This is a genomic window from Rhodococcus sp. 14-2470-1b (assembly GCF_002259415.1).
In the GTDB taxonomy this organism is placed as follows: domain Bacteria; phylum Actinomycetota; class Actinomycetes; order Mycobacteriales; family Mycobacteriaceae; genus Rhodococcoides.
In genome coordinates this window covers 20,902-46,477 of the sequence record NZ_NPFY01000001.1, presented here as the reverse complement: position 1 = coordinate 46,477, position 25,576 = coordinate 20,902, and the positions used below count along the sequence as shown (strand labels likewise).

Here is a 25,576-nt window from a genome sequence, read left to right as displayed (position 1 = left end):
CGGTGCCGCCGTTCCGTACAGTGGTTCCCAAATCGGACAGGCGACGCACTCGGTGCGCCGTCGAACCCCATCAGCGATACCTAGGTGTATCGCCCGAAGTTGGAGTGTGGCACGTGGGCATGAGGGCCCCAACCGGTCTACCGTCGCTGTCGCGGCGCGGACGGATTCTACTTGTACTGGCATTGGTCCTCGCAGCGTTGCTGCTTGTCGGCCCTCGCCTCATCGACACTTACACGAACTGGCTTTGGTTCGGGGAGGTCGGCTTTCGGCAGGTCTTCACGACCACGCTTCTGACGCGTGTCGTTCTGTTCCTGGTGGTCGGGTTGTTCGTCGGCGCGGTGGTGTTCGCGTCGCTGCTGCTCGCGTACCGCAACCGGCCGGTGTTCGTTCCGGTCGCCGGTCCGAACGACCCGGTTGCACGTTATCGGACGACGGTCATGAGCCGGCTGCGCCTGTTCGGTATCGGAATACCGTTGGCGTTCGGCATCATCTCGGGACTGATCGCGCAGACCAATTGGGTGACAGTCCAGTTGTTCCTCAACGGTGGCGAATTCGGACTCACCGACCCACAGTTCAATTTGGACATCGGCTTCTACTCTTTCGATCTGCCGTTCTACCGATTCATCTTGAACTGGTTGTTCGTCGCGACGCTGATTGCATTCTTCGCAAACCTGGTCACGCAGTACATCTTCGGTGGAATCCGGCTGGCGGGTCGTGAGGGTGCTCTGACCCGCGCAGCGCGCATTCAGCTCGCGGTGCTCGCGGGATCGTTCGTGTTGTTCAAGGCCATCGCGTACTGGCTGGATCGGTACTCGCTGCTGTCCAGTGGTCGCAAGGAACCCATCTTCACCGGTGCAGGCTTCACCGACATCAACGCCGTACTTCCCGCCAAGCTGATCCTGCTCGCCATCGCACTGATCTGTGCCGCAGCATTTTTCGCTGCAATCTTCCTCCGCGATCTGCGTGTTCCCGCTCTCGCTACGGCGCTCCTGGTACTGTCCTCGATTCTCGTCGGCGCGGTCTTCCCGCTGCTGATGGAGCAGTTCTCGGTCCGACCGAACGCGGCCGAGAAGGAACGCACGTACATCGAGCGCAACATCGCCGCGACGCGCGACGCGTACGGCATCGGTGACGACCAGGTCGAGTACCAGCCGTATTCGGGAGAAGGCTCGCAGAATCCGCGGGAGAGCGACGCGGACATCACGACCATCGCCAACACCCGTCTACTGGATCCGAATGTGCTGTCTCGCACGTTCACCCAGCAGCAGCAGCTGAAGAACTTCTTCGGCTTCCCGTCGACCCTCGACGTCGATCGCTACGAGATCGACGGGCAACTCCAGGACTACATCGTCGCCGCGCGTGAGCTGTCGCCGGAGTCCCTGACCGGTAACCAGACCGACTGGATCAACCGGCACACGGTCTACACCCACGGAAACGGCTTCGTCGCGGCGCCGGCCAACCGCGTCAACGCGGCCGTGGAGGATCCGACGGCAGAGGGTGCGACCAGCAACAGCGGCTACCCGATCTACACCGTCAGCGACATCGCTTCACAGGGCCAGGATCAGGTCATCCCGGTCGATCAGCCTCGCATCTACTACGGCGAGGTGATCGCCCAGGCCGACCCGGATTACGCCATCGTCGGCGCGACGGGAACGGGTGACCGCGAGTACGACACGGACGATTCCAACTACACCTACACCGGTGCGGGTGGCGTCTCGGTCGGGAACTGGTTCAACCGTCTTGCCTTCGCGGCGAAGTACGCCGAGCGCAACATTCTGTTCTCGGGTGCCATCGGCGACGACTCCAAGATCATCTTCAACCGCGATCCTCGTGATCGTGTCCAGAAGGTGGCCCCGTGGCTGACCACCGACACCGACTCCTACCCGGCGGTCGTGGACGGAAAGATCGTCTGGATCGTCGACGGGTACACCACCTTGGAGAACTTCCCGTACGCACAGCGGGCGTCGTTGGACGGTCTGACCGCGGACAGCATCGAGCCCACGACGGGCAGGCCCCTCCCGCGCGAGGAAGTGTCCTACATCAGGAACTCGGTGAAGGCCACTGTCGACGCCTACGACGGCACCGTGACGCTTTACCAGGTCGACGACACCGACCCGGTGCTGAAGGCGTGGATGGGTGTGTTCCCGGATTCGGTTCAGCCGGAGTCGGAGATCTCGCCGGAACTACGATCGCACTTCCGCTACCCGGAGGATCTGTTCAAGATCCAGCGCGAAATGCTGGCCAAGTACCACGTGGACAATCCCAGTGAGTTCTTCACCAACAACGCGTTCTGGTCGGTTCCCAGTGATCCGACGGTGGACGGCGGAACCGACCTGAATCAGCCCCCGTATTACGTGCTGATCGGTGATCCGGAGACCGGTGAACCCTCGTTCCGTCTGACCAGCGCCATGGTCGGGTTCAACCGTGAACTGCTCTCCGCCTACATTTCGGTGCGTTCCGATCCGGAGAACTACGGAAAGTTCACGGTGTTGCAGCTTCCGACCAACACTCAGACGCAGGGTCCACAGCAGGCGCAGAACTCGATGACATCGGATTCACGCGTGGCCTCGGACCGCACGCTTCTTCAGCAGTCCAACACGATTCAGTACGGCAACCTGTTGACCCTGCCCATCGCGAACGGCGGCATTCTGTACGTCGAACCGCTGTACACCGAACGGAACACGGCATCGACGTCGACGTTCCCGCAGTTGACCAGGGTTCTCGTCAGCTACCGCGAGCCGGGTTCGGGAGGCGGCGTCCGCGTCGGGTACGCCGCAACGCTGTCCGAGGCCTTGGATCAGGTCTTCGGATCGGGTACGGGTACCGCGGCCACGGCACCGGGTGGCGACGCCGCGGATCCGCAGTCGACGGCGGAGTCGCCCGACGCTGCGAACGGCACCGAGCAGGGGACGGCGCCTGCACCGTCGACCACGCCGCCTGCAACCGGCGGTCAGCCGTCGGCTGCGGAGGTGCAGCGTCTGAACTCGGCTCTGGCCGATGTCAGGTCTGCGCAGCAGAGCGGCGACCTCGGTCGTCTGGGGGACGCGTTCGATGCCCTTCAGCAGGCCATCGACGCGTACAACGCCAACTGACCGTGCACTGACCTGGCGGCCGCACACACGAAGGCGCCCGCATCGCTTCTCTTCCTGAAGCGATGCGGGCGCCTTCGTCGGTCAGCAGGTCAAGCCTGCGGACGAATTCAGCGTCCGATCGACGCGAGAACCGGGTTGGTGCTCACGAGCTGCTCGAACTGAGCGCTCAGACCGTACTGGTCTGCGATGCCTTTCGCGGCGTCGAAGCTCTGCTTGGCAGTTGCAGCTGCCTGATCGACAGCCTGCTGTGCCGGTGCCTGGAACTCCGGCGCGACCGGAAGCGCCGGTGCTGCGGGAGCGGCGGGTGCCTCTTCGACAGCGGGTGCGGCCGGTGCCGCGGGGGCTGCCTCGGGCTCCGGGGTGGATGCACCGGTGGTGAGGTTCTGGCCGCAGACCGGCCATGCGCCCACACCCTGGCTCTGCAGCGTGTTCTCGGCAACGCGAATCTGCTCTGCCTTGGAGGCAGTGTGCGGCGATCCGGTGCCGCCGTTGGCGGTCCAGGTGCTCTGCGAGAACTGCAGGCCGCCGTAGTAGCCGTTTCCGGTGTTGATGTTCCAGTTGCCGCCGCTCTCGCACTGTGCGACGCCGTCCCAGTTGTGCTCGGCTGCGCTGGCGGTGCCCACGGAAAGGCCGAGGGGAATCGCTACGACGGCGCCGGTGACGGCGGCCCATCCGAGTGCACGCTTGCCGAAATGAATTTCCTTGGTCATGCGGGGTGAATCCTCTCCGCGCTTGCCTTCGCAACCCAGCCAGGGGACGACGATCGTTCGTAGTCGTCTCCAGGCACCGTGTACGAGGGGCCGGCGCGAGGACTCGGTGCGCGGCGTCGTACGTGTTGCGGCTCTGCCCCCGTGCGTATCGGGGAACCGTTCCCCGCGGGGCAGAGCGATGCAGCGGCGGGGGCGGTACTGACCCTGCGTTGTAGGGCCGACCGTGAAGGTAGTCGAGGATCGTCGTGACGTCACACAAAGAATCCGGGAACCAGTTGTCCACCATGTGAGACAGAGGTCGGTTTATCTGCAGGTGGGACGGCCTCGGAATGTATTCGAGTCCCGTTCGTTACATAGCTGTTATGTGGGATGTCTCACGCGATTTCTGTGGTCCAGCACACTGGTTTCGGTCGTTGTTCCCGGTAATTCGCACGTCGAACGATGCGCAAGTGTCGTCGTCGACGGCTGTACACGCGATTTGCATCCGGCGGACACCTTCGGGTAACTTCATCTCTTGCAACGCGGGGTGGAGCAGCTCGGTAGCTCGCTGGGCTCATAACCCAGAGGTCGCAGGTTCAAATCCTGTCCCCGCTACCAACGCAAGAACCCGGCATCGTGTCACGATGCCGGGTTCTTTGCTGTGCGTCCCCTGTCGGGGCCCTCTTTCGTGCACGCAGCCCACTCGAGTGGTCGACCCCGTGATCCGGGAATTTCGACGCGGAATCGCGGTACGACAACAGCCGATACGTAGCAGCAGGCGGAGCTGTTCCCATGCGAGGAGCGGGGTCGCTCGTCGGCGTCATCGAGATTTCGGGCCTGCCGGAAGCCGACGACCATCCGATGGTCGTCGACGCCCTAGCTTCGCACCGCTCGCGAGCGATCCCAGCCGAACTGCGAGTCGGGAACTAGCGTGTGGAATCCGATTCCGTGCCCGCTGTGGGCGATTCATCCGTCTCGTCCGCGGTGAGGTCGACGGTGTCGACCCCTTCGAGAGCCGTGAGCTCCTGTTCGGCCTCGGCGATGAGTCCCTTGGCTTCGTCCTTGATCTTCTTCGCCCACTCGGACATCGTTGCCCTCACTTCCATCGAATATCGATTCCTGCAGTCCTCGTCAGTCTATGAGTGTCGGTGCCGGCCGCGAGTGGGCAGCATCGGACTCCGACATCCGACCGTGGGCCTGCCGCCCGGTTACGCGCCCGCGGCGTCCCGAGCGTCGTCGGCCCGGCGTCGGAGGTAGTCGCGCTCGGGTATCGACCCGGCAACCGTGCGCGCGCGCTCGAAACAGATCGCTGCGTCGGACGATGCACCGAGGCGGCTGAGTACGTCGCCGCGAGCAGCGTGATAAGGCGAGTAGGCCTGCAGAGCAGGTTCGTCCGCCAACGCGTCGAGCTCCATCAGCCCAGCGGCCGGCCCGTCGCGCAGCGCAATGGCGGCTGCTCTGTTGACTGCGACGACGGGAGACGGGGCGAGCGACATCAGCACGCCGTACAGTTCCACGATCTGCGCCCAATCGGTGGCCTCCCACGTCTCGGACTCCACGTGGAGAGCCGCGATCGCGGCCTGTACCGAATAGGGGCCGGCTGCTCCGCCCGTCAGAGCCCGCACGGTCAGGTCGGCTCCCTCGCCGATCATGTCCCGATCCCACCGGGCCCGGTCCTGCTGGTCGAGCATCACGAGTGTTCCCTCCCCGTTCACTCGTGCGGCAGAGCGTGCGTGAACCGACAACATGAGCGCCAGCAATCCCGTGACCTCCCGTTCGCGGGGCAGCAGGGCCTGCAGGATACGGGCGAGCCGGATTGCCTCGTCGGCGAGATCGACCCGGACGAGATCGTCACCGCTCGACGCTGCGTACCCCTCGGTGAAAATCGAGTACACGACCTGCAGCACCACCGTCAGTCTGGTGGGCAGCTCGTCGGGGCCGGGAATTCGAAACGGAACTCGCGCCTCTCGGATCTTCTTCTTGGCTCGCGAGATTCGCTGACCCGCAGTCGACGGCGGGATCATGAAAGCCCGTGCCACCTCGGCCGTCGTGAGCTGCGCGAGGCAACGCAACGTGATCGCAAGACGGTCGTCGACGTTCAGCGCGGGATGCGCGCACATGAAGAACATCTGCAGCCGTTCGTCGGGCACGTCGTCGTCGAAGGTGCCAACGGCGAGCGCATCGGTTGTCTGCCCGCTGCTCGCGCGATCCTGCTCGATCTGCAGAATCGCCAGCTTCGTGGTGAGCGTCCGGTCTCGACGGAGGCGATCGACGGCTCGGCGCCTGGCTGTCGTCAACAGCCAGGCGCCCGGTTTGGTGGGTACTCCGTCGATCGGCCAACGCTGCAACGCAACCTCGATCGCGTCCGAGGTGACTTCCTCGGCCAGGTCGATGTCGCCGTAGCGGTGCACCATCGACGCAAGGAGTCGCCCGTGCTCCTCTCGGAACACATCCGAGAGGGAGGTACGTACGTCGTCGGACACGGCCGTGGCGCCGTCAGTACTCGGCGACAGGCCGGACGACGACGGTCCCCCCGCCCTTGGAACCGGGGCACCGTGCGGCCCAATCCAACGCAGCGTCGAGGTCGGGAACATCGATGATCTCGAAGCCTCCCAGAACCTCGCGGGTCTCCGCGTACGGACCGTCGGTGATGCTGCGTTCTCCGGACGAATCGACCTGCACGGTCGTCGCCGTCGTGAGGTCGGCCAGTGCGTGACCGGTGACCCATACGCCCGCGTCCTGCATCTCCTTGCCGTACTGCACCCAGTCCGACGGCGTGCATCCGTTGTCGAAATCGGCACTCGGTGCGTTGATCAGCAGCATGTACTTCATGGTGTCCTCCATCGAATTGCTCTTCTGTCTGCGTACATGATGACGACGAACGGGATACGCCGTCTTCGACAAGACCCGAAGAAATTTTTCGGTGGACACCCGATTCTTCTGTCGATACACGACGTGGCCCCGCGAACCTCACGGTCCACGGGGCCACGTCGTCACATCTGCATCACTTCAGTTCGGCGGAGGTCTTTCCGAGAACACGACGGGCGACGATCAACTGCTGAATCTGCTGGGTTCCTTCGAAGATGTCGAGAATCTTCGCGTCACGGCTCCACTTCTCGAGCAGCAGGCGCTCCGAGTAGCCGTAGCTGCCTGCAAGTTCGACGGCCTTGAGTGTGATGTCGGTGGCCGAGCGGCCTGCCTTCGCTTTGGCCATCGATGCCTGCAGCGAGTTCGGCTCCTTGTTGTCGGCCATCCACGCAGCCCGCAGCGCGAGCAGATGAGACGCCTCCCAATCGGCCTCGAGACGCAGGAACTCGGCAGCCGCTGCATGCTGACTGTAGGCCGGAGTGGTGTACGAGATCTCCACGCCTGCCTCGTCGAGGATGGAGCGCAGTTCTTCGAGGGCCGCGCGAGCGACACCGATGGCCATACCCGCGACGAGCGGGCGAGTGTTGTCGAACGTCTGCATGACGCCCGCAAATCCCTTTTCGGTGTTCACCTCGGCGGAACCGAGAAGGTTGTCCTTCGGGATTCGGCAGTCCTCGAGCAGGAGGGCGGCAGTGTCCGACGCCTTGATACCGAGCTTGTGCTCGAGTCGAGCAACACTGAGACCGGGGGCGTCACGTGGCACGACGAAGGACTTGATCGCCGCGCGGCCCTTCGAACGGTCGACACTCGCCCACACCACGATGTGCGTCGAACGTTCGCCCGCGGTGACATAGATCTTCTCGCCGTTGAGGACCCACTCGTCGCCGTCGAGAACCGCAGTCGTCGTCACCGCAGCGGAGTCGGATCCGAAACTCGGTTCGGTGATTGCCATCGATGCCCACACCTTGCCGAAGCGTTCGAGCTGCTCGTCAGTGGACACAGCCGCGATGGCGGAATTGCCGAGGCCCTGGTACGGAATGGACAGAGTCAAACCGACATCGCCCCAGCAGGTTTCGATGACGTTCACCAATGCAGCCATGTTGCCACCGTTGGCATTGGCGGTCTTGCTGGGCTTGGGAGCGCTCTCGCTGTCCTTCTCTCGGCCGCCGGCGGCGCCGCCGACCTCGGTACCAGCGTCGGACATTCCCTCCACCATGGATGCCATGGTGTCGAGTTCGACGGGGTACTCGTGCTCGGCGAGGTCGTACTTGCGAGAGATCGGGCGGAAGATCTCGGCCGCAACCTGATGAGCCTGATTCGCCTGTGCCCGAAGCTTCTTGGGAAGTTCTAGATTGATCATGAATTCAGTCCTTGACCGATGGGTTGCCTACGAGGATGGGGGCGAATCAGATGAGGACGATGCCCTCGGTGACACCGACAGCGCGGAGATCGCGGTACCAGCGTTCGACCGGATGTTCCTTGGTGAATCCGTGCCCACCGAGCAACTGCACACCGTCGGAACCGATCTGCATACCCTTCTCGGCGGCGAGGCGTCGGGCGAGCGCTGCTTCACGTGCGAACGACTTGCCCTGTTCGGCACGCGATGCGCCGCGAAGAGTGACCAGGCGCAGCCCGTCCAGCTCGATCGCAATGTTGGCGACCATGAACGCAACCGCCTGGCGGTTGCTGATCGGCTCGCCGAATGCCTCGCGCTCGTTGACGTACGGAATCACGTAGTCGAGGACAGCCTGACCGGTGCCGACTGCGAGAGCGGACCAGCCGAGCCGGGCAAGGCTGATGGCCTCGGCGTAATCGAGTGCGCGCTGATCTGCATCTCCATCGCCCAGCAGTGCGGATTCCGGAACCGCGACGTCGGTCAGCACGAGTCGACCCAGGCCGGCGGCACGCAGACCCATGCTCGGATCGGCTTCGACGACGAGGCCCTTGGTGTCGGACTCGACGATGAAGAACGCAGGCCTGCCTTCGAGTTCGGCGGCAACGACGAACAGTTCGGAGCTACCCGCGGCAGGCACGACACTCTTGACGCCGTTGAGCTTGAATCCGCTGGGGGAGCGCACGGCCTTCGTCTGCAGAGCGAACGGGTCGAACAGTGCACGCGGTTCGTTGACCACGACGGCCGCACCCGGGACCTTCTCGCCGACGAACGCAGGCAGGTAGGTCTTCTGCTGTGCGTCGGTGCCCCACTGCGTCAATGCGACCGCGACACCGCTCGGTGCGAGGATGGGAAGCGCGAGTCCGAGGTCGCCGTGCGCGAGTGCTTCCGCTACCAACGCGTTGGTGACGGCGCCACGCTCGGTAGCCGCGCCGTCGAGTTCTTCCGGGACGTTGATGAAGGTGATACCGAGTTCAGCGGAACGACGAACGATATCCTCCGGCGACGACGCCGCGGCATCTGCGTCGTGCGCTGCGGGTCGAAGGATCTCCTCGGCGAATTCCTTGACGGTCTCGACGATCATGCGCTGCTCGTCGTCCGGCGTCAGATCGAAGTAGTCGAGGTTCTTGACCGCGGCGTCCTCGAGTCGCTTCGGCTTGTCGCCACCGGTGACCTTCGCGAACGTGCGGTTGGCAGCGCCGAGGGTCTTGAACCCAGTCTTGGTGCTCTCGTACGTCACGCGGTCGATCGTCTGGCGAAGGTTGTACTTCTCCGCGAGATCGGACCCGGTGATAGCCGTGAGAACACGCATGGCGGTACCGATGGCGTCTCGCTTGAACGGGTTGAGGCCAACTGCGGATGTATCGCGAGGCGCCTTGCGCTTCGTCTCGATGACACTGTCTTGCTTGCTCATGATCACCAGCTGTTTCTCGGCGTCGGGCTCGGACTCCGCCTATCTTACTCCCGGGTAAGTTAGCTGTCTACTCTCGAGTAAGAAGTGGACCGTTCGCGCAGTTCACACCCGTTGTGGAAGCATTCGAGCATGCCTGTCATCGCTTCGATCTTCGCTGCCGTCGCCGCCGCGCTGCACGTTGTCATCTTCTTCATGGAATCCGTCGCCTGGACCAAGCCCGCCGTCTGGCGCAGATTCGGAGTCGCCAGTCAGGCCGACGCCGATGTGGTCCGGCCGATGGCCTTCAATCAGGGCTTCTACAACCTGTTTCTGGCAGTGGGAATCGTCGTGGGCCTGTTCCTGGGAGGCGACGCCGGGGACGCGATCGTCGTGTTCTCGTGCCTCAGCATCGTCGGTGCTGCGTTCGTGCTGGCCACCGGCGGGCGGAAGTACTTCCGCCCTGCCGTGATCCAGGGCATCACCCCGTTGTTGGCATTGCTGTTCGCAGCTTTCACGTGAGTGGAAATGTCGCGTTTTCTGGTCGCTCCGCAGGCTCCGCTCCTGGCCCTGCCCTAGATTTCCACTCACGTGCGGCGGAGCCGCGTCAGTACCTCGTCGTGCAGAAAGGCGTTGGTGGCCACTGCGCTTCCGCCGTGCGGGCCTGCCGCGCCGTCGAGTGAGGAGAAGCGCCCACCTGCTTCCCGAACCAGGATGTCCAGGGGTGCCAGGTCCCACAGCGACACCTCGGGTTCGGTCGCGATGTCGAGGGTGCCCTCGGCGAGGAGGCAGTAGGAGAAGAAGTCGCCGTACCCGCGAACCCGCCACACCTCGTCCGTCAGGTCCACGAACCGATCTCGCAGCCCGCGCTCCTTCCAGCCGGACAGGCTCGCGAAACTCAAACTGGCAGAGCCCAGTTCGCGAACCGACGATACTGTGATGGAGCGAGGTTCGCCGCCGTCGTAGGACGTCCACGCGCCCCCGTCCTTCGACGCCCACCACCGCCGGTTCAGCAACGGAGCGCTGATCACGCCCACGACCGGAATGCCGTCTTCGAGCAACGCGATCAGCGTGGCCCAGATCGGCACACCTCGCACGAAATTCTTGGTTCCGTCGATCGGGTCGATGACCCATTGGCGTCCGTCGAAGACGGCGTCGCCACCGAACTCTTCGCCCAGGACGGAATCCTCCGACCGCTCGTCCTGGAGGATGGACCGCGCCTTGTTCTCGACGGCGAGGTCGGCGTCGCTGACCGGACTCAGGTCGGGTTTGTCGTCCACCACCAGGTCGAGAGCGAGAAAACGATCCCGCGTGATGACGTCGGCCTGGTCGGCGATGGACAGTGCGAGCTGCAGGTCAGCGGCAGAGAAAGTCACGCTCCAAACACTAATGCCCGGGGTGCCGGTGGCATCGTCACCCCGGGCGCTGTGCACGTCAGACCGTGACTTCGTTCAGCTTCCCGGTCGCGACGTCGAAGACGAATCCGCGCACCGATTCGTGCTTGGTCACGAACGGGCTCTGCTCGATCCGCGCGAGCGACTGCCGCACGTCGGCGTCGAGGTCGGCGAATGCTTCGGCCGCCCAGTTGGGCTTGATGCCGATCTCGTCCTGGATGCCGTTCTTGAATTCGTCGTCGGTGAACGTCAGCATTCCGCAGTCGGTGTGGTGAATCAGAATGATCTCCTTGGTTCCGAGCAGACGCTGGCTGATGGCGAGTGATCGAATCTCGTCGTCGGTGACGACGCCACCTGCGTTGCGGATGACGTGCGCCTCGCCTTCGTTCAATCCGAGAATGCGGTAGACGTCGAGGCGCGCGTCCATGCATGCCACCACCGCAACGTTCTTCGACGGTGGAAGCGGGAGCGGGCCGGTGAACTGTGCCGCGTATGCCTCGTTGTTCTTCAGGTACTCGTCGGTGACCGTCATGAATCTCCTCCAGATGTTTCTGCGTGGGGTGGAGCTGCGCAGATGGCGCCGACTGTGGGCGCCCTGCGGTTGGGGTGGACCCATCAGCGACAGAGACTGGTGCCGGTCCTGCAGAAATCGACGTGGAGGCGCGCAACGAACAGCAGGGGGTACGCGGCATGGTCGCATGCGTTCGTGTCGATGCCGAGAAAACTAACAGGAGATCGACGTTCGGGCCAGGGCTCGCGATCCGCAGCCGTGCCTGCTCACGCCCTTGGAAGGGCCCGTCCAAATCGTAGAAATCCTGCTCGTCGGGCAGCGTTGGTCGGGCGAGTGCGCCGCGGCCGGTAAACTTCGATCTCGTGCATCCTGACGTCTCCGCGGACCTGAACGAACTCGACATCACCCTCACGACGATCGAGTCGGTTCTCGACGTCGAGGAACTACGTCGCCGGATCGACGAGCTCGAACATCAGGCTGCGTCGCCGGACCTGTGGAACGACCAGGAACACGCTCAGCAGGTCACCAGTCAGCTCTCGCACGCGCAAGCCGAACTGCGCCGCGTCGAGGAACTGCGTGGTCGCCTCGACGACCTGCCGGTGCTCTACGAGCTGGCCGAGGGCGAAGAAGGCGACGCTGCAGCGTCGGCGACAGCCGATGCCGACGCCGAGCGCGCATCGCTGCGCGAGGACATCGCCGCGGCCGAGGTGCGCACGCTTCTCTCCGGTGAGTACGACCAACGCGACGCGCTCGTCAACATTCGTTCCGGTGCGGGCGGCATCGACGCAGCGGACTGGGCCGAGATGCTCATGCGCATGTACATCCGCTGGGCGGAGAAGCATGGATACGGCGTCGAGGTGTACGACACGTCCTACGCCGAAGAAGCTGGAATCAAGAGCGCGACCTTCGCGGTGAAGGCTCCGTACACCTACGGCACTCTGTCTGTCGAGCAGGGAACCCACCGCCTCGTGAGGATCAGCCCGTTCGACAACCAGGGTCGACGGCAGACCTCGTTCGCCGAGGTCGAGGTGCTTCCGGTCGTCGAGACGACCGATCACATCGAGATACCCGAGGGTGATATCCGTGTCGACGTCTACCGGTCCAGCGGCCCGGGCGGACAGTCCGTCAACACGACGGACTCGGCCGTCCGTCTGACACATATCCCTACGGGAATCGTCGTGACGTGTCAGAACGAGAAATCGCAGCTGCAGAACAAGGTGTCCGCGATGCGGGTCCTCCAGGCCAAGCTGCTCGAAGTCAAGCGCAAGGAAGAGCGCGCCGAGATGGATGCACTCAAGGGCGACGGCGGAAGTTCCTGGGGTAACCAGATGCGCTCCTACGTGCTGCATCCGTACCAGATGGTCAAGGATCTGCGCACCGAGTACGAGGTCAACAATCCCTCCACCGTGCTCGACGGTGACATCGATGGTTTCCTGGAAGCAGGAATTCGTTGGCGTATGCGGGGGGACGAGTAGACCATCATGGATCTTGCACTGTCGCTCGGTTTACCGGCGGATCTGAAGCGATGGCTGAGCGGCAGTGGACTCGAGATCGTGCTGTACATCCTGGGGGGATTGCTCGTCGCTCGCTTCGTCAGTTATGTCGGGTCGAAAATAACCACTCGAATCGACGCGAACTATCAACACAGCGACGCGCTCGTCAGGTCCGAGGCCGCCAAGCACCGGCACGCCCTTGCCCAGGTCATCACCTGGGTCGCCGTCACGATCGTGTACGTGCTCGTCACGATCGAGGTGCTTCGTCGATTCGGGTTCGCAGTCAGCAGTCTCGTAGCGCCTGCGACGGTTCTGGGCGCCGCGCTCGGCTTCGGCGCTCAGCGCATCGTCCAGGACATACTTGCCGGCTTCTTCATCATCACCGAGCGGCAGTACGGCTTCGGTGACGTCGTGCAGATCGCGGTCAACGGCTCGGCAGAAGACGCGGAGGGCACCGTCGAGGACGTGACGCTGCGCGTCACTCGTGTTCGGAGTGTCGACGGAGAAGTGATCACGGTGCCCAACGGGCAGATCGTCAAGGCGATCAATCTGTCGAAGGACTGGGCGCGCGCGGTGGTGGACGTACCGATCCCGTCCATCGCGGACTTGAACCGGGTCAACGAGATCCTCCGCCGTGTGGGCCATACTGCGTTCGAGGATCGGCGACTCCGGCCGCTGCTGCTGGACGAACCGACAGTCATGGGCGTCGAGTCCATCGAGGTCGACCAGGTCAACGTGCGGCTTGTGGCACGGACGTTGCCTGGCAAGCAATTTCAGGTCGGACGTGATCTCCGCGTGCGCGTCGCTGCAGCGTTGCAGCCCGAGGGAATCAGTGTGAGCCCGGATGTGTCGACCGCAGGTGTCGCGCCGGAAGGTTCCAACCGTGACCGGGAGGTGGATCTGTGACCGATCCCGATGCCCAGCCGAACCGGCCGAGCCGTCGGTGGCCGATTCCGGCCCGGATCTATGGCCGGGTTCGAACATCGACAGTGCTCATCGGCGTGTGCTTCGTGCTGACGGCTCTGCTGTACGACCAGGTGCGACCGGACCCCGAGGTCGTCCAGACCGGTCCGCAGCCGATCGACACGAGTCAGTACACGCAGCAGCCGACGTACCGGCAGCCCTACACCGAACCGTCGATGACGCAGGCACCGAGCGCGACCGCACCGAGCGGGACCGAAGGCGAGTCGAGTACCGGTGCCGACTCGGTCGAACCGGAATCGTCCACGGGACAGTCCGGTGCGTCGGCAACGCAGGAGCCGACGTATCTGCCGGGACTGACGGTGCCGCCGCAGCTGCGGTCGCTGCTACCCCCCGCTCCGCAGGCCCCGACGGCCACCGGATCTCCCTAGGATTCCTCAGGCAACACACATGTCGAGCCGAGTCGGTTACCGGTAGGTAAGGGCTACACTGGCGACCCGTGATCAGCACCTCGAATGTCTCCAAGTCCTACAAGACATCCACCAGGCCGGCGTTGGACGACGTCACGGTGTCGGTGGACAAGGGCGACTTCGTGTTTCTCATCGGACCGTCGGGATCCGGGAAGTCGACGTTCATGCGTCTTCTTCTGAAGGAGGAGACACCCACCTCCGGCGACATCCACGTCGCGGACTTCCACGTGAACCGGTTGTCCTCGCGGCGCGTGCCGAAGCTCAGGCAGAGCATGGGGTGCGTGTTCCAGGACTTCCGTCTTCTGCAGCAGAAGACGGTCGTGGAGAACGTGGCCTTCGCGCTCGAAGTCATCGGCAAGCCGAGATCGATGATCAAGCGGACGGTGCCCGAGGTCCTGGATCTGGTCGGGCTCGGCGGCAAGTCGGATCGACTGCCCACAGAGCTGTCCGGTGGTGAGCAGCAGCGCGTCGCCATCGCCCGGGCCTTCGTGAACCGCCCACTGGTGCTGCTGGCCGACGAACCGACGGGAAACCTCGATCCGGACACGAGCCAGGACATCATGATGTTGCTCGAGCGGATCAACAGGACCGGAACGACGGTGCTGATGGCAACGCACGACAACCACATCGTCGACTCGATGCGTCGGCGGGTCATCGAACTGGACAACGGCAGAGTGGTGCGTGACGAGGCCCGAGGGGTCTACGGCGTCGGTAGGTAGTACGCCGCCGCACTTCTGCCGCCACGACTACAGACATCGACGACTACAGACATCGACGACTGCAGACACCACCGAAGGGCCCGGATTCCCCGATGCGCGCAAGTTTCATTTTCAGCGAAGTCCTGACCGGACTTCGCCGCAACATCACCATGACCATCGCCATGATTCTGACGACGGCCATTTCGCTCGGCCTGTTCGGAGGCGGACTGCTCGTCGTGCAGATGGCGGGCAAGACGCAGCAGATCTTCCTGGACCGCGTCGAAGTACAGATCTTCCTCACCGACGACATCTCGGCGACCGATCCGGACTGCGCGGCATCCACGTGCTCGACGTTGCGCAGTGAACTCGAGCAGACACCGTCCGTGGTGTCGGTGCAGTACCTCAACCGCGACGACGCAGTGAAGGATGCGACCGAGCGCGTGTTCAAGGATCAACCGGAACTCGCGGAGCTGGTCAGCCCGGACAGCTTCCCGGCCTCGTTCAAGGTCAAGCTCAGTGATCCAGAACGCTTCGGTGTCATCAACGACAACTTCGCGGGCCAGCCCGGAGTGCAGAGCGTGCTCAATCAGCGAGATCTCGTCGAGCGACTGTTCAGCGTGCTCAACGGCGTTCGCAACGCGGCATTCGCCATCGCGATCGTTCAAGCCGTCGGCGCTGTTCTGTTGATTGCGAACATGGTTCAGATCGCAGCCTTCACCCGGCGTACCGAGGTGGGAATCATGCGACTCGTCGGTGCGACCAGGTGGTACACCCAGCTGCCGTTCCTGCTCGAAGCCGTGGTGGCCGCACTGATCGGGTCCGGTCTCGCGATCGCGGGGCTGTTCACCGCGAAGAACCTCTTCATCGACGACGTGCTGTCCGAGGTGTACGACGCCAACATCCTCGCCCGAATCTCCAACAGCGACGTCTTGCTCGTCTCACCGTTCCTGGCGCTCGTCGGCATCGGCATGGCTGCGGTCACCGCGTACATCACGTTGCGGCTGTACGTCCGCGAGTAGGTTCCCGATCCGGCCGATTCCATCCGGAAGAAAAGTGCTTGCGACACGGTTCTATGCTGGAGCGGACAGCGCAGAGAGCGCGTACGCACGGACGAACAGCGCTCGAGAAAGGGCCCTGAAGTGAAAGAGAAGGGCCGCAAGGCCATTGCGACGAACCGCAAGGCTCGCCACCACTACTCGATTCTCGACGTCTACGAGGCCGGTATCGCGCTCGTGGGCACCGAGGTGAAGAGCCTGCGTGAAGGCAAAGCGTCGCTTGCGGACTCGTTCGCGACGGTCGACGACGGCGAGATCTGGTTGCGCGGGCTGCACATCCCCGAGTACACGCAGGGGAGTTGGACCAACCATGCGCCCAGACGCACCCGAAAACTGTTGTTGCACAAGCGAGAGATCGAGCGGCTCGTCGGGAAGACGAAAGAAGGGTCACTGACCCTCGTACCGTTGTCGATGTATTTTTCCGACGGCAAGGTGAAGGTCGAACTTGCTCTCGCCAAGGGTAAGCAGGACTACGACAAGCGCCAGGACCTGGCCCGTCGCACCGCCGAGCGTGAAGTGACCAGGGAACTCGGCCGCCGTATCAAAGGTATGCGGTGAGGGGGTATGCGGTGAGGGGCGAGCGGTGAGGGGTTCGCGCTGACCGCGATCCTGCTCGCACTCGTCGCTGCGGTGGGATACGGCGTCAGCGATTTCGTCGGGGGTGTGGCGTCCCGTCGGGTGGCGGCCCTGCGAGTGGTGATCGTCTCCTACCCTTTCTCGTTCGTGATCGTCCTGATCGTGGCGCCGTTCGTCGGGGGCCAGATTTCGTGGGTGCCCATTCTGTGGGGCTTGGCGTCGGGAGTGGCAGGTGGCCTGGCCGTCTGGTGGTTCTACCTCGCGCTCGCGTCGGGCCCGATGGCAGTCGTGTCACCGCTGACCGCCGTGCTGGTGGCGGGCATACCCGTCGTTGCCGGATTCGCGATCGGGGAGCGTCCGGGTGCGCTCGCGTTCGTGGGTATCGCATTGGCGTTGATCGCGGTACTCCTCGTCAGCAAGGAGTCTCCCGACGACACGACGGGTGAAGTAGCCGGTGGTCGCGAGATGAAATTCACCCCGACGGTGGCGTGGTTGACCGTCGGATCGGGTGTCACGTTCGCGCTCGCGTTCATCTGCCTCCATCAGATCGGCGACGGATCGGGATTGTGGCCGCTGGCTGCATCTCGCGCGTCGGCGACGGCGGTGGTGTGGTGTGTAGCGCTCGCCTCCGGTCATTTCACGCTGCCGCACGGCAGTGTGCTGAAGCTCGCTGCGTTCGTCGGCATTCTCGACGTCGTGGCGAACGCCGCTCTGCTCTACGCGTACCAGGGCGGGTTGCTGTCCTTGGTCAGTGTCATCGCATCGCTGTATCCCGCGGCGACCGTGCTCCTGGCGATGGTCATGCTCGGCGAGCGCGTCGGCAGACTGCAACAGGTGGGAATGGTCGTCGCTCTCGGCGCGGTCGGTCTGATCGCCCTGGGTTGATCGTCCAAGATCGATCGTCCAAGGTTGATCGGCCTGGTGAGATCGGGTTGAGATACCCCCGCGGGGGTATCGATAGACGATGAACGCCAACAGCAGTCCCGATGCCCGCCGTGTCCTCGTCACCGGAGCGACCGGTTATCTCGGCGGCAGGCTCGCTCCGCGACTTCTGGACGCGGGATTCACGGTTCGTGTGCTGGCCCGCAATCCCGACAAACTCCAGGGTGTGCCGTGGGCGGACGACGTCGAGATTGCCCAGGGAGATCTCGGTGACCGCGATTCGCTGAAGAAAGCGTTCGCCGACGTCGATGTCGTGTACTACCTGGTGCACTCGATGGGTTCCGGCGGCGGTGACTTCAAGAAAACCGAGCGTGAGAGCGCCGAGAATGTCGCTGCGGTCGCTGCGGAGGCCGGCGTGTCGCGGATCGTCTATCTCGGCGGGCTGCACCCCCAGTCTGGGGAGCTTTCCGAGCACCTGGAATCGCGCGCCGAGGTAGGCACGATTCTGTGCGAGTCCGAAGTGCCGACCTTCGTCCTTCAGGCCGGAGTGGTGATCGGTGCAGGCTCGGCCTCGTTCGAGATGATTCGTCATCTCACCAACCGGCTGCCGGTCATGACGACACCGCGCTGGGTCCACAACAAGATTCAGCCGATCGCCGTGCGCGACATCCTGCATTACCTACTCGGAGCAGCGGACGCAGACCTTCCGGAGAGCAGGACCTACGACGTCGGCGGCCCGGACGTGATGGAGTACGGCGAGATGATGAACATCTACGCGGACGTTGCAGGCCTACGCAAGAGACAGATGGTGGTACTGCCAGTTCTCACCCCACGGCTGGCCGGACACTGGATCGGACTGGTGACTCCGATACCGAGGGGACTGGCGATGCCGCTCATCGAATCCCTACAGTTCGACGCGGTGGCACACGAAACCGACATCGACTCCGTCGTCGAACGGCCGGAGGGCGGTCTGACGCCGTACCGCGATGCAGTTCGGCTGGCTCTACGCACCATCGACGACGGCGAGTCGGAGTCGACGTGGACATCGACCGTGTCTGCCCCGTCGGATCCTCTTCCGTCCGACCCCGATTGGGCGGGAGAAACCGTCTTCACCGACGTGCGCAGCGTCTACCTCGGAAGCGGGGCCGACGAGATTCGCAGCCGCCTGCACAAAGCCGTTGCGACAGGCAGCGCCGAGAACTGGCAGATCGAGCGCAGTGAGTCGGACGGCAGTGAGTCGGACGGCAGTGAGTCGGACGGCAGTGATTCGGCCGGTGACATCAGGCTACGTTCCACTGCCAAGTTGCCCGGGAACGCGTGGATGCAGTACTCGGTGGTGTCTGCAGGCGGGGGAACGCGGCTCGAGCAACGCATCGACTTCTTTCCTCGTGGCCTCGCGGGCCGCGCCTTCTGGTACGGGTCGTTGCCTGCTCGAAAGGTTGTCGCGGGCCGTCAGTTGCAGCGCGTCGTGGCTGAAGTCGACCGCGCATAGCGACGCGCTGCGTATATCGGGATGATTCTGTTCGGAGGACGCGTTACACTGACAAGCCCCGGCAAAGTGCTGGGGACGTACGGGGCTGAACGGTTTCGACTCTGTATGTTGAGTCAGGGGAAGCGTGTCGGTGCAGGCGAGAGACCACCGTAAGCGTCATCGCAAACATATAAGCGCCGATTCCAATCAGCGCGACTACGCACTCGCTGCCTAAGTAGCGACTGCGTGTCTGTCAGTCCGGGTTCGCCCTCGACCCGGGTACTGGCATCAGCTAGAGGGCTTACCGATTCACTCGGCCACGGAGTGATGAGGAACATCAAACAGTGGCTGGGATCGTCATCCTGGCTTGTTTGCGAGATCAGGAGATCCAAGTAGAGGCATAGCAGACTGCACACGGAGAAGCCCTGGTGATACAGCGGAGGACCCGGGTTCGATTCCCGGCAGCTCCACCGAGACCGGGTCGGAAAGCACACGCTTTCCGGCCCGGTTTTTTCTTGCTCGAAGCCTGTAATTCACCTCACAATCGCATTGCATCGCAAGAATCCAACCCGTGGCAGCGATGGTGTCGAATAGTGATCATGAGCAAGATCGCCACGCCGAAGTTGTGGTCCGGCCCCAGTCCGCGCGGCACTGTCCGCGCCGTCGTCCTCGTTCTGCACGGAGGCAAAGTGGACAGCCACGCGCCCAGTAGGCCTTGGCATCTGTCGGGACTGCGCATGTGGCAGTTCACGTGGGCGCTGCGGCGTGCAGGCCGAGCAGATGGCGTAGCAGTACACCAACTGCAGTACCGGTTCCGCGGATGGAACGGTGTCGAACGCAGCCCCGTTCGTGACGCCCGGTGGGCGTTGCTACGGATTCGCGACGAGCACCCCGGTGTGCCGGTGGTAGTCGTCGGGCACTCGATGGGCGGGCGGACGGCAGCCGCCGTCGGGCACGATCCCGGGGTCCTGGGCATCGTGGCGCTCGCGCCGTGGTGGCCCGACGGCGACGAGCTGGCGAACGTCCAATCCGACCGATCGGTAAGGGTCCTCCACGGGCGCGACGACAGCTGGACGGATCCGCGAAGGTCGTCGGCTGAAGTCGAGGCCGCACGCGGGCGGGGTGTCGATGCAACGTTCGTGGACATGGACGGCGGTCACTTCATGATTCGAAAGTCCCGCACATGGGTAGAGACAACGACGAAATTCGCGATGGACATCATCGCGCGTGTCCCCTCTGAAGAAAACGGAGTGTCGTCGTGACGCGTCGGCGTGTGGCGGTCGTAGGTAGTGGTGTCGCGGGTTTGACTGCGGCATACGTGTTGTCGAAGTCCTCGCACGTGACTCTGTACGAGGCCGACGACAGGCTCGGTGGTCATGCCGACACACACGATGTGAACGGCATCGGCGTCGACACCGGGTTCATCGTCCACAACGACCGGACGTATCCGACTTTGCTCCGTCTCTTCGCCGAGTTGGACGTGCCCACGCAGGAATCCGACATGAGCATGTCGATTCGGTGCGACGGGTGTGGCCTCGAATACTCCGGCGGTCAGGGGATCCGAGGGATTCTTCCGTCGGTACGGACTCTCGCCCGCCCTCGGTACCTGAAGATGCTCCGCGAAATCACCCGATTCCACCGCACAGCGACGGACGTGTTGCGAGCGACCGACAGTACCGTCGCCGACGAAACTCTTGCCGACTTCCTCGGTCGCACGGGCTTCTCCGATTACTTCACCGCGCACTTCATGGCTCCACTCGTCTCGGCGGTGTGGTCGTGTGATCCGGGCACTGCGCTGAACTATCCGGCGCGATATCTGTTCACCTTTCTCGAACACCACGGCATGCTCAGCGTGACGGGCTCTCCGGTCTGGCGCACGGTGACCGGTGGCTCGGCGCGCTACGTCGAGCGCGTCGCCGCGCACATCGACGAGATCCGCACGAGTTCACCGGTCCACGCGGTGTACCGACACTTCGGCGGTGTCGACATCCGCGACTCTCGCGACGTGATGGAACGCTACGACGCCGTGGTCATCGCGGTACATCCCCATCAGGCACTGAAGATGCTCGCCGACCCGACCGCACTCGAGCATTCGGTGCTCGGGTCGATGCCGTATTCGATCAACCGCACTCAACTCCACACCGACGAGGCGGTGCTTCCGGCGACGCCGCGGGCGCGGGCGTCGTGGAACTACCGCATTCCGGAATGCGGAGCGCAGCCGGACAGCGTTCTCGTCAGCTACGACATGACGAGACTGCAGCGGCTGGAAGGCTCGCAGCGATTCCTGGTGACGCTCGGTGGATCTCACGTCGTCGACCCGTCGACCGTGCTCGACGAGATGACGTACGAGCACCCGCAGTACACGCCCGCGTCGCTCGCAGCTCAACGCAGGCTCCCGGAATTGAACACCGACACGGTGGCTTTCGCGGGTGCATACCACGGATGGGGTTTCCACGAGGACGGCGCGGAATCGGGTCGGGTGGCTGCCGAACGTCTGGGCGGGCAGTGGACATGACGTACACCGACGCCATCTATTCGACGACCATCGTTCACGTGCGTACGGCGCCGATACGAAACAAGTTTCGCTACCGCAGTTACAGCTGGTTCGTCGACCTCGACAGTCTGCCCGCGTTGCCTCGGTGGATCCGGCCACTCGCGACGTTCCACGCGAGCGATCACATCGGTGACCCCTCGAGGTCCATCCGGCAGAACGTCGACGCGTTTCTGGCGGACCACGGCATCGACCTCGGCGGAGGACACATCACGATGCTCGCCAGCGCCCGGGTGCTCGGACACACGTTCAACCCGCTCAGCGTCTTCTGGTGTCACGACAAGGAGGACCGGCTCGTCTGCGTCGTCGCGGAAGTCCACAACACCTACGGTGAGCGATACGCCTACCTTCTGCACACCGATGACGTGGGCGCGGCGCGAGCACGCAAAGAGTTCTACGTCTCGCCGTTCAACGACGTCAGTGGCGAATACCGGATGAAACTGCCTGAGCCGGACTCGACGCTGGCGCTCTCCATCGTTCTCGAACGCGAAGGCGCACCGCCGTTCGTGGCGAGCGTGACCGGCCGCCGCACGCCTGCCACCACTCGGTCGGTGGTGGCGTCTGCAGTCTCGGTTCCGCTCGCACCTTTGCGAGTAGTGGCACAGATTCGCTGGCAAGGAATTCGGCTGTGGGCGAGAGGTCTACCCATCGTTCCACGTCCGAAAGCACCCGCTGTAGGAAGGGCAACACGATGACAACCGTCGTTCGATCGAAGTCCGACGTGGACATACAGAACTGGCCGGGTATCGCATTCGTGCCGGCAGGAACGAAGGCAAAGATCGCGGCGCCGGTCGCCGACTTCTTGTTTCGCCGCGCAGTAGGAACGCTACCGCTGCGGGCGCGTTTCGCCGACGGCAGCGTAATCGGTGGGGGTGGCCCCGAATCCCCGGTATTGCACATCGTGCGGCCCGCCGACCTCGCAGCGCGAGTCGGCCAGAGCGGACTCATCGGTTTCGGTGAGGCGTACATGGCAGGGGACTGGGATGCAGAAGACCTGACTGCGGTACTCGAAGTGTTCGCCACGCGGATGGCAACGTTGATTCCGAAATCGCTGCAGCGTCTCCGTGGCCTGTACGTGCCGAAACCTCCGCGTGCGGAACGGAACACGACCGACAACACTCGGTCCAACATCTCGCGACACTACGACCTGTCCAACGACCTGTTCGAGTTGTTCCTCGACGAGACCATGACGTATTCGAGTGCGCTGTTCGCTTCCGGAGGCACCCGTGAGGACGGCGAACCGCTCGCGGAAGCGCAGCGGCGCAAGATCGACAGATTGCTCGACCGCGCCCGCGTCGAAGAAGGAAGCCGCGTACTGGAAATCGGCACGGGCTGGGGTGAACTGGCCATCCGTGCGGCGGCGCGGGGGGCGACGGTGCGCTCGGTGACGTTGTCCACCGAGCAGCAGGAACTCGCCTCCAAGCGCATCGCCGACGCTGGATACTCGGAACGGGTTCAGGTCGATCTACTCGATTACCGCATGGTCGACGGCAATTACGACGCGGTGGTGTCGGTCGAGATGATCGAGGCCGTCGGACACGAGTACTGGGGTGAGTACTTCCGGACCATCGACCGAGTGCTTGCGCCCGGTGGCCGAGTCGCGATTCAGGCGATCACGATGCCGCACGACCGGATGCTGGCCACCCGGAACACCTATACCTGGGTGCACAAGTACATCTTCCCCGGCGGTTTCCTGCCGTCGCTGCGCGCGATCGACGAAGTGACCGAGAATCACACGACTCTTCGTGTGCGCGAACGATTGTCGATGGGCGACCACTACGCACGGACTCTGCGGCGGTGGGACGAGGAGTTCGCCGCCCGGCACGCCGAGACAGCCCAGTTGGGTTTCGATCGGACATTCGACCGAATGTGGCACTTCTATCTGTGCTACTCGGAAGCAGGCTTCCGCTCCGGGTATCTCGACGTACAGCAGATCGTTCTCGACCGTAGGGGAGACAGATGAGCACCGCCGGAGTTGCACCGCGGATCGCGGAGTTGGTGGCGCCGTACGTCGGAGGGAATCTGCCGGTGCGCCTGCACGCATGGGACGGCAGTGTCGCGGGGACCGTCGGTGCCCCCGACGTACACCTGAAATCGCCGAACGTTCTACGGCGACTGCTGTGGAACCCGGGGGAGTTGGGTGCGGCCCAGTCCTACGTTCTGGACGAACTCGACGTCGACGGTGACCTCGGTGCCGCGCTCGCCCACGTGTGGGGCGAAGTTCGAGCGAGGAAGCTGTCGGCCATTCGTCCGTCACCCGCGGCGCTGCTGAAGCTCGCCAAGTTGGCCCGTGAACTCGGAGTGTTCGGTCGTCCCCTCGCCCCACCCGCGTCGCAGGCGGTCGTCAAGGGCAGGCTGCATTCGCTGGTGCGGGACCGGGCCGCGATCAGCCACCACTACGACCTGTCGAACGACTTCTACGAACTGGTGCTCGATTCCCACATGGCGTACTCGTCGGGGTACTGGACGTCCACCGCGCCGACGTACACCCTCGACGACGCACAGACGGACAAGCTCGACCTCGTGTGCCGCAAGATCGGCCTGGACACTGCTCCCGGTCAGCGGTTCCTCGACGTGGGCTGTGGTTGGGGTTCGTTGAGTCTGCACGCGGCGCAGGAATACGGCGCCCACGTCGTCGGCGTCACGATCTCGCGTGAGCAGAAGGCGTTCATCGACAAGCGAATTGCCGACCGAGGACTACAGGACCGCGTCGAGATCAGGATCCAGGACTACCGCGAGATCCCCGACGGTCCGTTCGACGCGGTCGCGTCCATCGAGATGGGCGAGCACGTGGGAGAGTCGAACTACCCCACGTACACCGCCGCGCTGCACCGCAACGTGCGGCCCGGCGGGCGGGTGCTGATCCAGCAGATGTCTCGCAAAGAAGGCGACAACCCGGGCGGAGGTGCGTTCATCGAGCAGTTCATCGCACCGGATATGTACATGCGGCCCGTCGGTCGAACCGTCGCGATGATCGAGGAAGCCGGACTCGAGGTCCGCGACGTTCACGCGATGCGTGAGCACTACGTGCGGACGGTCGACGTGTGGACCGAGCGATTCGAGGCTCGCTGGAACGACGTCGTCGAGCTCGTCGGCGAGGAGGTCGCACGCGTCTGGCGGCTGTATCTCGTCGGCGGCGGTATGGCGTTCCGCGAGGGCCGCATGGGTGTCGACCAGATTCTGTCGGTGCGCCCCGAACCCGACGGGCGGGTCGACCTCGACCCCGTTCGACCGGTATGGGTGGGCCCGAGACCGTGAACGAGTTCTTTCGGTCCGAGTTCCTGATCGTCTCCGCCTCCTCGCTGCTGGCCACCGCCGTTCTGATGGTCGTCACCGCACTCATCGGCAGCAGAATCGGGCGGCACAGCGTCGTCGACGTGACGTGGGGTGGAGGTTTCGTCCTCATCGCACTCGTGTCGGGCGTGGTCGGAACCGGTGAGGGATGGCGCCGATTGTTGGTGACCGTCATCGTCGCCGTATGGGGACTGCGTCTGGCGTGGCACGTGTTTCGCCGGTCGGTCGGCGGTGGTGAGGACCCGCGGTACGAGGAGCTGCTGTCCAAGGCCACGGGAAACCGGACTCTGTACGCCCTCCGCAAGATCTACCTGACGCAGGGTGCGGCGCTCTGGTTCGTCTCGCTGCCGATCCAGGTCTCCGCCGTCTCGCAGTCCTCCGTACCGGTGACCGTGGTCGTCGGTGTACTGCTGTGGGTTGTCGGACTGGCCTTCGAAGCGGTCGGTGACGCGCAGTTGAAAACGTTCAAGGCGGATCCGTCGAACAAGGGCAAGATCATGGACCGCGGTCTGTGGTCGTGGACGCGTCATCCGAACTACTTCGGCGACGCCTGCGTGTGGTGGGGCATTTTCCTCGTTGCGGCGTCGGCGTGGCCTGGGGTGGTCACGGTGCTCTCGCCCGTCGCGATGACCTATTTCCTCGTGTTCGCGACGGGCGCGCGACTGCTGGAACGCTCCATGGAACGACGGCCGGGATACGCCGACTACCAGCGTCGAACGAGTTACTTCCTGCCTCGCCCTCCGAAATCACCCCGCACTTCCTAACCGCGCCCCGCCGCGTTCTCGGTCAGCGATTAGAGTCGAACTCGCCGGCACAGGGTGAGAACAA

24 protein-coding genes, 1 tRNA gene, 1 other RNA gene and 1 pseudogene are annotated in these 25,576 nt (G+C 63.9%); 19 read left to right on the top strand and 8 right to left on the bottom strand.

Going from position 1 to position 25,576, the window contains the following annotated elements:
• Positions 1-113: 113 nt before the first annotated feature.
• Positions 114-3,092 carry a UPF0182 family protein gene (locus CH293_RS00250; protein WP_170945115.1) on the top strand — a complete coding sequence of 993 codons (2,979 nt, stop codon included), beginning with the start codon at positions 114-116 and terminating at the stop codon, positions 3,090-3,092.
• 107 nt (positions 3,093-3,199) lie between these two features.
• On the opposite strand, the gene CH293_RS00245 is transcribed toward CH293_RS00250, so the two are convergent.
• The gene (locus CH293_RS00245) at positions 3,200-3,802 is read right to left on the bottom strand and encodes a transglycosylase family protein (RefSeq protein WP_094719028.1); all 603 of its coding nucleotides are present in this window, start codon (positions 3,800-3,802) and stop codon (positions 3,200-3,202) included.
• A 520-nt stretch (positions 3,803-4,322) separates the two neighbouring features.
• Here CH293_RS00245 and CH293_RS00240 point away from each other — a divergent pair.
• Positions 4,323-4,399 (top strand) — tRNA-Met (locus CH293_RS00240).
• A gap of 135 nt (positions 4,400-4,534) precedes the next feature.
• Positions 4,535-4,711, top strand: a pseudogene (locus CH293_RS00235) (heme-binding protein); the annotation flags it as partial.
• Here the strand turns inward: CH293_RS00235 and CH293_RS27790 are convergent.
• The 5 genes from CH293_RS27790 to CH293_RS00215 form a co-directional block, all read right to left on the bottom strand.
• Complete coding sequence (locus CH293_RS27790; protein WP_141216776.1) at positions 4,708-4,887, bottom strand: hypothetical protein; 180 nt, start codon at positions 4,885-4,887, stop codon at positions 4,708-4,710. The pseudogene CH293_RS00235 and the gene CH293_RS27790 overlap by 4 nt on opposite strands.
• A 102-nt stretch (positions 4,888-4,989) precedes the next feature.
• Positions 4,990-6,264, bottom strand: coding sequence for an RNA polymerase sigma factor (locus tag CH293_RS00230; protein ID WP_094719027.1), 1,275 nt, complete (start codon positions 6,262-6,264; stop codon positions 4,990-4,992).
• 13 nt (positions 6,265-6,277) lie between these two features.
• Positions 6,278-6,613 carry a YciI family protein gene (locus CH293_RS00225; RefSeq protein WP_037111509.1) on the bottom strand — a complete coding sequence of 112 codons (336 nt, stop codon included), beginning with the start codon at positions 6,611-6,613 and terminating at the stop codon, positions 6,278-6,280.
• Between the two features lie 172 nt (positions 6,614-6,785).
• Positions 6,786-8,009, bottom strand: coding sequence for an acyl-CoA dehydrogenase family protein (locus CH293_RS00220; protein WP_019666043.1), 1,224 nt, complete (start codon positions 8,007-8,009; stop codon positions 6,786-6,788).
• 46 nt (positions 8,010-8,055) lie between these two features.
• Positions 8,056-9,462: an acyl-CoA dehydrogenase family protein gene (locus CH293_RS00215; RefSeq protein ID WP_037111074.1), complete on the bottom strand. Its 1,407-nt coding sequence runs from the start codon at positions 9,460-9,462 to the stop codon at positions 8,056-8,058.
• 123 nt (positions 9,463-9,585) lie between these two features.
• On the opposite strand from CH293_RS00215, the gene CH293_RS00210 reads away from it, so the two are divergent.
• Positions 9,586-9,954 (top strand): DUF1304 domain-containing protein, encoded by a 369-nt coding sequence (locus CH293_RS00210; RefSeq protein WP_037111073.1) that lies wholly within the window; start codon positions 9,586-9,588, stop codon positions 9,952-9,954.
• A 65-nt stretch (positions 9,955-10,019) separates the two neighbouring features.
• Here the strand turns inward: CH293_RS00210 and CH293_RS00205 are convergent, their stop codons facing one another.
• Complete coding sequence (locus tag CH293_RS00205) at positions 10,020-10,808, bottom strand: inositol monophosphatase family protein (RefSeq protein ID WP_037111508.1); 789 nt, start codon at positions 10,806-10,808, stop codon at positions 10,020-10,022.
• Positions 10,809-10,866: 58 nt separating this feature from the next.
• Positions 10,867-11,358: a carbonic anhydrase gene (locus CH293_RS00200; RefSeq protein WP_037111072.1), complete on the bottom strand. Its 492-nt coding sequence runs from the start codon at positions 11,356-11,358 to the stop codon at positions 10,867-10,869.
• Positions 11,359-11,699: 341 nt separating this feature from the next.
• Here CH293_RS00200 and prfB point away from each other — a divergent pair, with 341 nt between their 5' ends.
• The 15 genes from prfB to CH293_RS00125 all read left to right on the top strand — a co-directional run bounded on the left by prfB (position 11,700) and on the right by CH293_RS00125 (position 25,512).
• Positions 11,700-12,812 carry a peptide chain release factor 2 gene (prfB, locus tag CH293_RS00195; RefSeq protein ID WP_019666038.1) on the top strand — a complete coding sequence of 371 codons (1,113 nt, stop codon included), beginning with the start codon at positions 11,700-11,702 and terminating at the stop codon, positions 12,810-12,812.
• Positions 12,813-12,818: 6 nt separating this feature from the next.
• Positions 12,819-13,736, top strand: a complete 918-nt coding sequence (locus tag CH293_RS00190) for a mechanosensitive ion channel family protein (protein WP_037111070.1) — start codon at positions 12,819-12,821, stop codon at positions 13,734-13,736.
• Positions 13,733-14,182, top strand: a complete 450-nt coding sequence (locus CH293_RS00185) for a hypothetical protein (RefSeq protein WP_094719026.1) — start codon at positions 13,733-13,735, stop codon at positions 14,180-14,182. Before CH293_RS00190 ends, CH293_RS00185 begins: the two co-directional genes overlap by 4 nt.
• Positions 14,183-14,250: 68 nt before the next feature.
• A complete protein-coding gene (gene ftsE, locus CH293_RS00180; protein ID WP_019666035.1) occupies positions 14,251-14,940 on the top strand; it encodes a cell division ATP-binding protein FtsE in 690 nt (229 codons plus the stop codon).
• Positions 14,941-15,032: 92 nt separating this feature from the next.
• On the top strand, positions 15,033-15,938 hold the full coding sequence (gene ftsX, locus CH293_RS00175) for a permease-like cell division protein FtsX (protein ID WP_094719025.1): 906 nt from the start codon (positions 15,033-15,035) through the stop codon (positions 15,936-15,938).
• A 120-nt stretch (positions 15,939-16,058) separates the two neighbouring features.
• Complete coding sequence (gene smpB, locus CH293_RS00170; protein WP_019666033.1) at positions 16,059-16,532, top strand: SsrA-binding protein SmpB; 474 nt, start codon at positions 16,059-16,061, stop codon at positions 16,530-16,532.
• A 51-nt stretch (positions 16,533-16,583) separates the two neighbouring features.
• The gene (locus CH293_RS00165) at positions 16,584-17,435 is read left to right on the top strand and encodes a DMT family transporter (protein ID WP_094719024.1); all 852 of its coding nucleotides are present in this window, start codon (positions 16,584-16,586) and stop codon (positions 17,433-17,435) included.
• 79 nt (positions 17,436-17,514) lie between these two features.
• Entirely contained in the window at positions 17,515-18,924 is a 1,410-nt protein-coding gene (locus CH293_RS00160; protein WP_037111065.1) for an NAD(P)H-binding protein, read from the top strand.
• Between the two features lie 81 nt (positions 18,925-19,005).
• Positions 19,006-19,376, top strand: a transfer-messenger RNA (tmRNA) gene (gene ssrA, locus CH293_RS00155).
• 126 nt (positions 19,377-19,502) lie between these two features.
• Entirely contained in the window at positions 19,503-20,165 is a 663-nt protein-coding gene (locus CH293_RS00150; RefSeq protein WP_241483813.1) for an alpha/beta fold hydrolase, read from the top strand.
• An 11-nt stretch (positions 20,166-20,176) separates the two neighbouring features.
• Positions 20,177-21,418, top strand: coding sequence for an NAD(P)/FAD-dependent oxidoreductase (locus CH293_RS00145; RefSeq protein WP_037111062.1), 1,242 nt, complete (start codon positions 20,177-20,179; stop codon positions 21,416-21,418).
• A complete protein-coding gene (locus CH293_RS00140) occupies positions 21,415-22,149 on the top strand; it encodes a DUF1365 domain-containing protein (RefSeq protein ID WP_176459856.1) in 735 nt (244 codons plus the stop codon). Before CH293_RS00145 ends, CH293_RS00140 begins: the two co-directional genes overlap by 4 nt.
• Positions 22,146-23,417, top strand: coding sequence for a cyclopropane-fatty-acyl-phospholipid synthase family protein (locus CH293_RS00135; protein ID WP_094719022.1), 1,272 nt, complete (start codon positions 22,146-22,148; stop codon positions 23,415-23,417). The genes CH293_RS00140 and CH293_RS00135 overlap by 4 nt, the downstream gene beginning before the upstream one ends.
• Positions 23,414-24,712 (top strand): cyclopropane-fatty-acyl-phospholipid synthase family protein, encoded by a 1,299-nt coding sequence (locus CH293_RS00130; protein ID WP_094719021.1) that lies wholly within the window; start codon positions 23,414-23,416, stop codon positions 24,710-24,712. Before CH293_RS00135 ends, CH293_RS00130 begins: the two co-directional genes overlap by 4 nt.
• Positions 24,709-25,512 (top strand): DUF1295 domain-containing protein, encoded by an 804-nt coding sequence (locus tag CH293_RS00125; RefSeq protein WP_094719101.1) that lies wholly within the window; start codon positions 24,709-24,711, stop codon positions 25,510-25,512. The genes CH293_RS00130 and CH293_RS00125 overlap by 4 nt, the downstream gene beginning before the upstream one ends.
• Positions 25,513-25,576 lie beyond the last annotated feature (64 nt).

Excerpts from the sequence above, each read along its gene's own strand:
- CH293_RS00245 (WP_094719028.1), bottom strand. The coding sequence starts at position 3,802 with ATGACCAAGGAAATTCATTTCGGCAAGCGTGCACTCGGATGGGCCGCC.
- CH293_RS27790 (WP_141216776.1), bottom strand. The coding sequence starts at position 4,887 with ATGGAAGTGAGGGCAACGATGTCCGAGTGGGCGAAGAAGATCAAGGAC.
- CH293_RS00225 (WP_037111509.1), bottom strand. The coding sequence starts at position 6,613 with ATGAAGTACATGCTGCTGATCAACGCACCGAGTGCCGATTTCGACAAC.
- CH293_RS00220 (WP_019666043.1), bottom strand. The coding sequence starts at position 8,009 with ATGATCAATCTAGAACTTCCCAAGAAGCTTCGGGCACAGGCGAATCAG.
- CH293_RS00210 (WP_037111073.1), top strand. The coding sequence starts at position 9,586 with ATGCCTGTCATCGCTTCGATCTTCGCTGCCGTCGCCGCCGCGCTGCAC.
- CH293_RS00200 (WP_037111072.1), bottom strand. The coding sequence starts at position 11,358 with ATGACGGTCACCGACGAGTACCTGAAGAACAACGAGGCATACGCGGCA.
- CH293_RS00190 (WP_037111070.1), top strand. The coding sequence starts at position 12,819 with ATGGATCTTGCACTGTCGCTCGGTTTACCGGCGGATCTGAAGCGATGG.
- ftsX (WP_094719025.1), top strand. The coding sequence starts at position 15,033 with ATGCGCGCAAGTTTCATTTTCAGCGAAGTCCTGACCGGACTTCGCCGC.
- CH293_RS00160 (WP_037111065.1), top strand. The coding sequence starts at position 17,515 with ATGAACGCCAACAGCAGTCCCGATGCCCGCCGTGTCCTCGTCACCGGA.
- CH293_RS00150 (WP_241483813.1), top strand. The coding sequence starts at position 19,503 with ATGAGCAAGATCGCCACGCCGAAGTTGTGGTCCGGCCCCAGTCCGCGC.
- CH293_RS00140 (WP_176459856.1), top strand. The coding sequence starts at position 21,415 with ATGACGTACACCGACGCCATCTATTCGACGACCATCGTTCACGTGCGT.
- CH293_RS00135 (WP_094719022.1), top strand. The coding sequence starts at position 22,146 with ATGACAACCGTCGTTCGATCGAAGTCCGACGTGGACATACAGAACTGG.
- CH293_RS00130 (WP_094719021.1), top strand. The coding sequence starts at position 23,414 with ATGAGCACCGCCGGAGTTGCACCGCGGATCGCGGAGTTGGTGGCGCCG.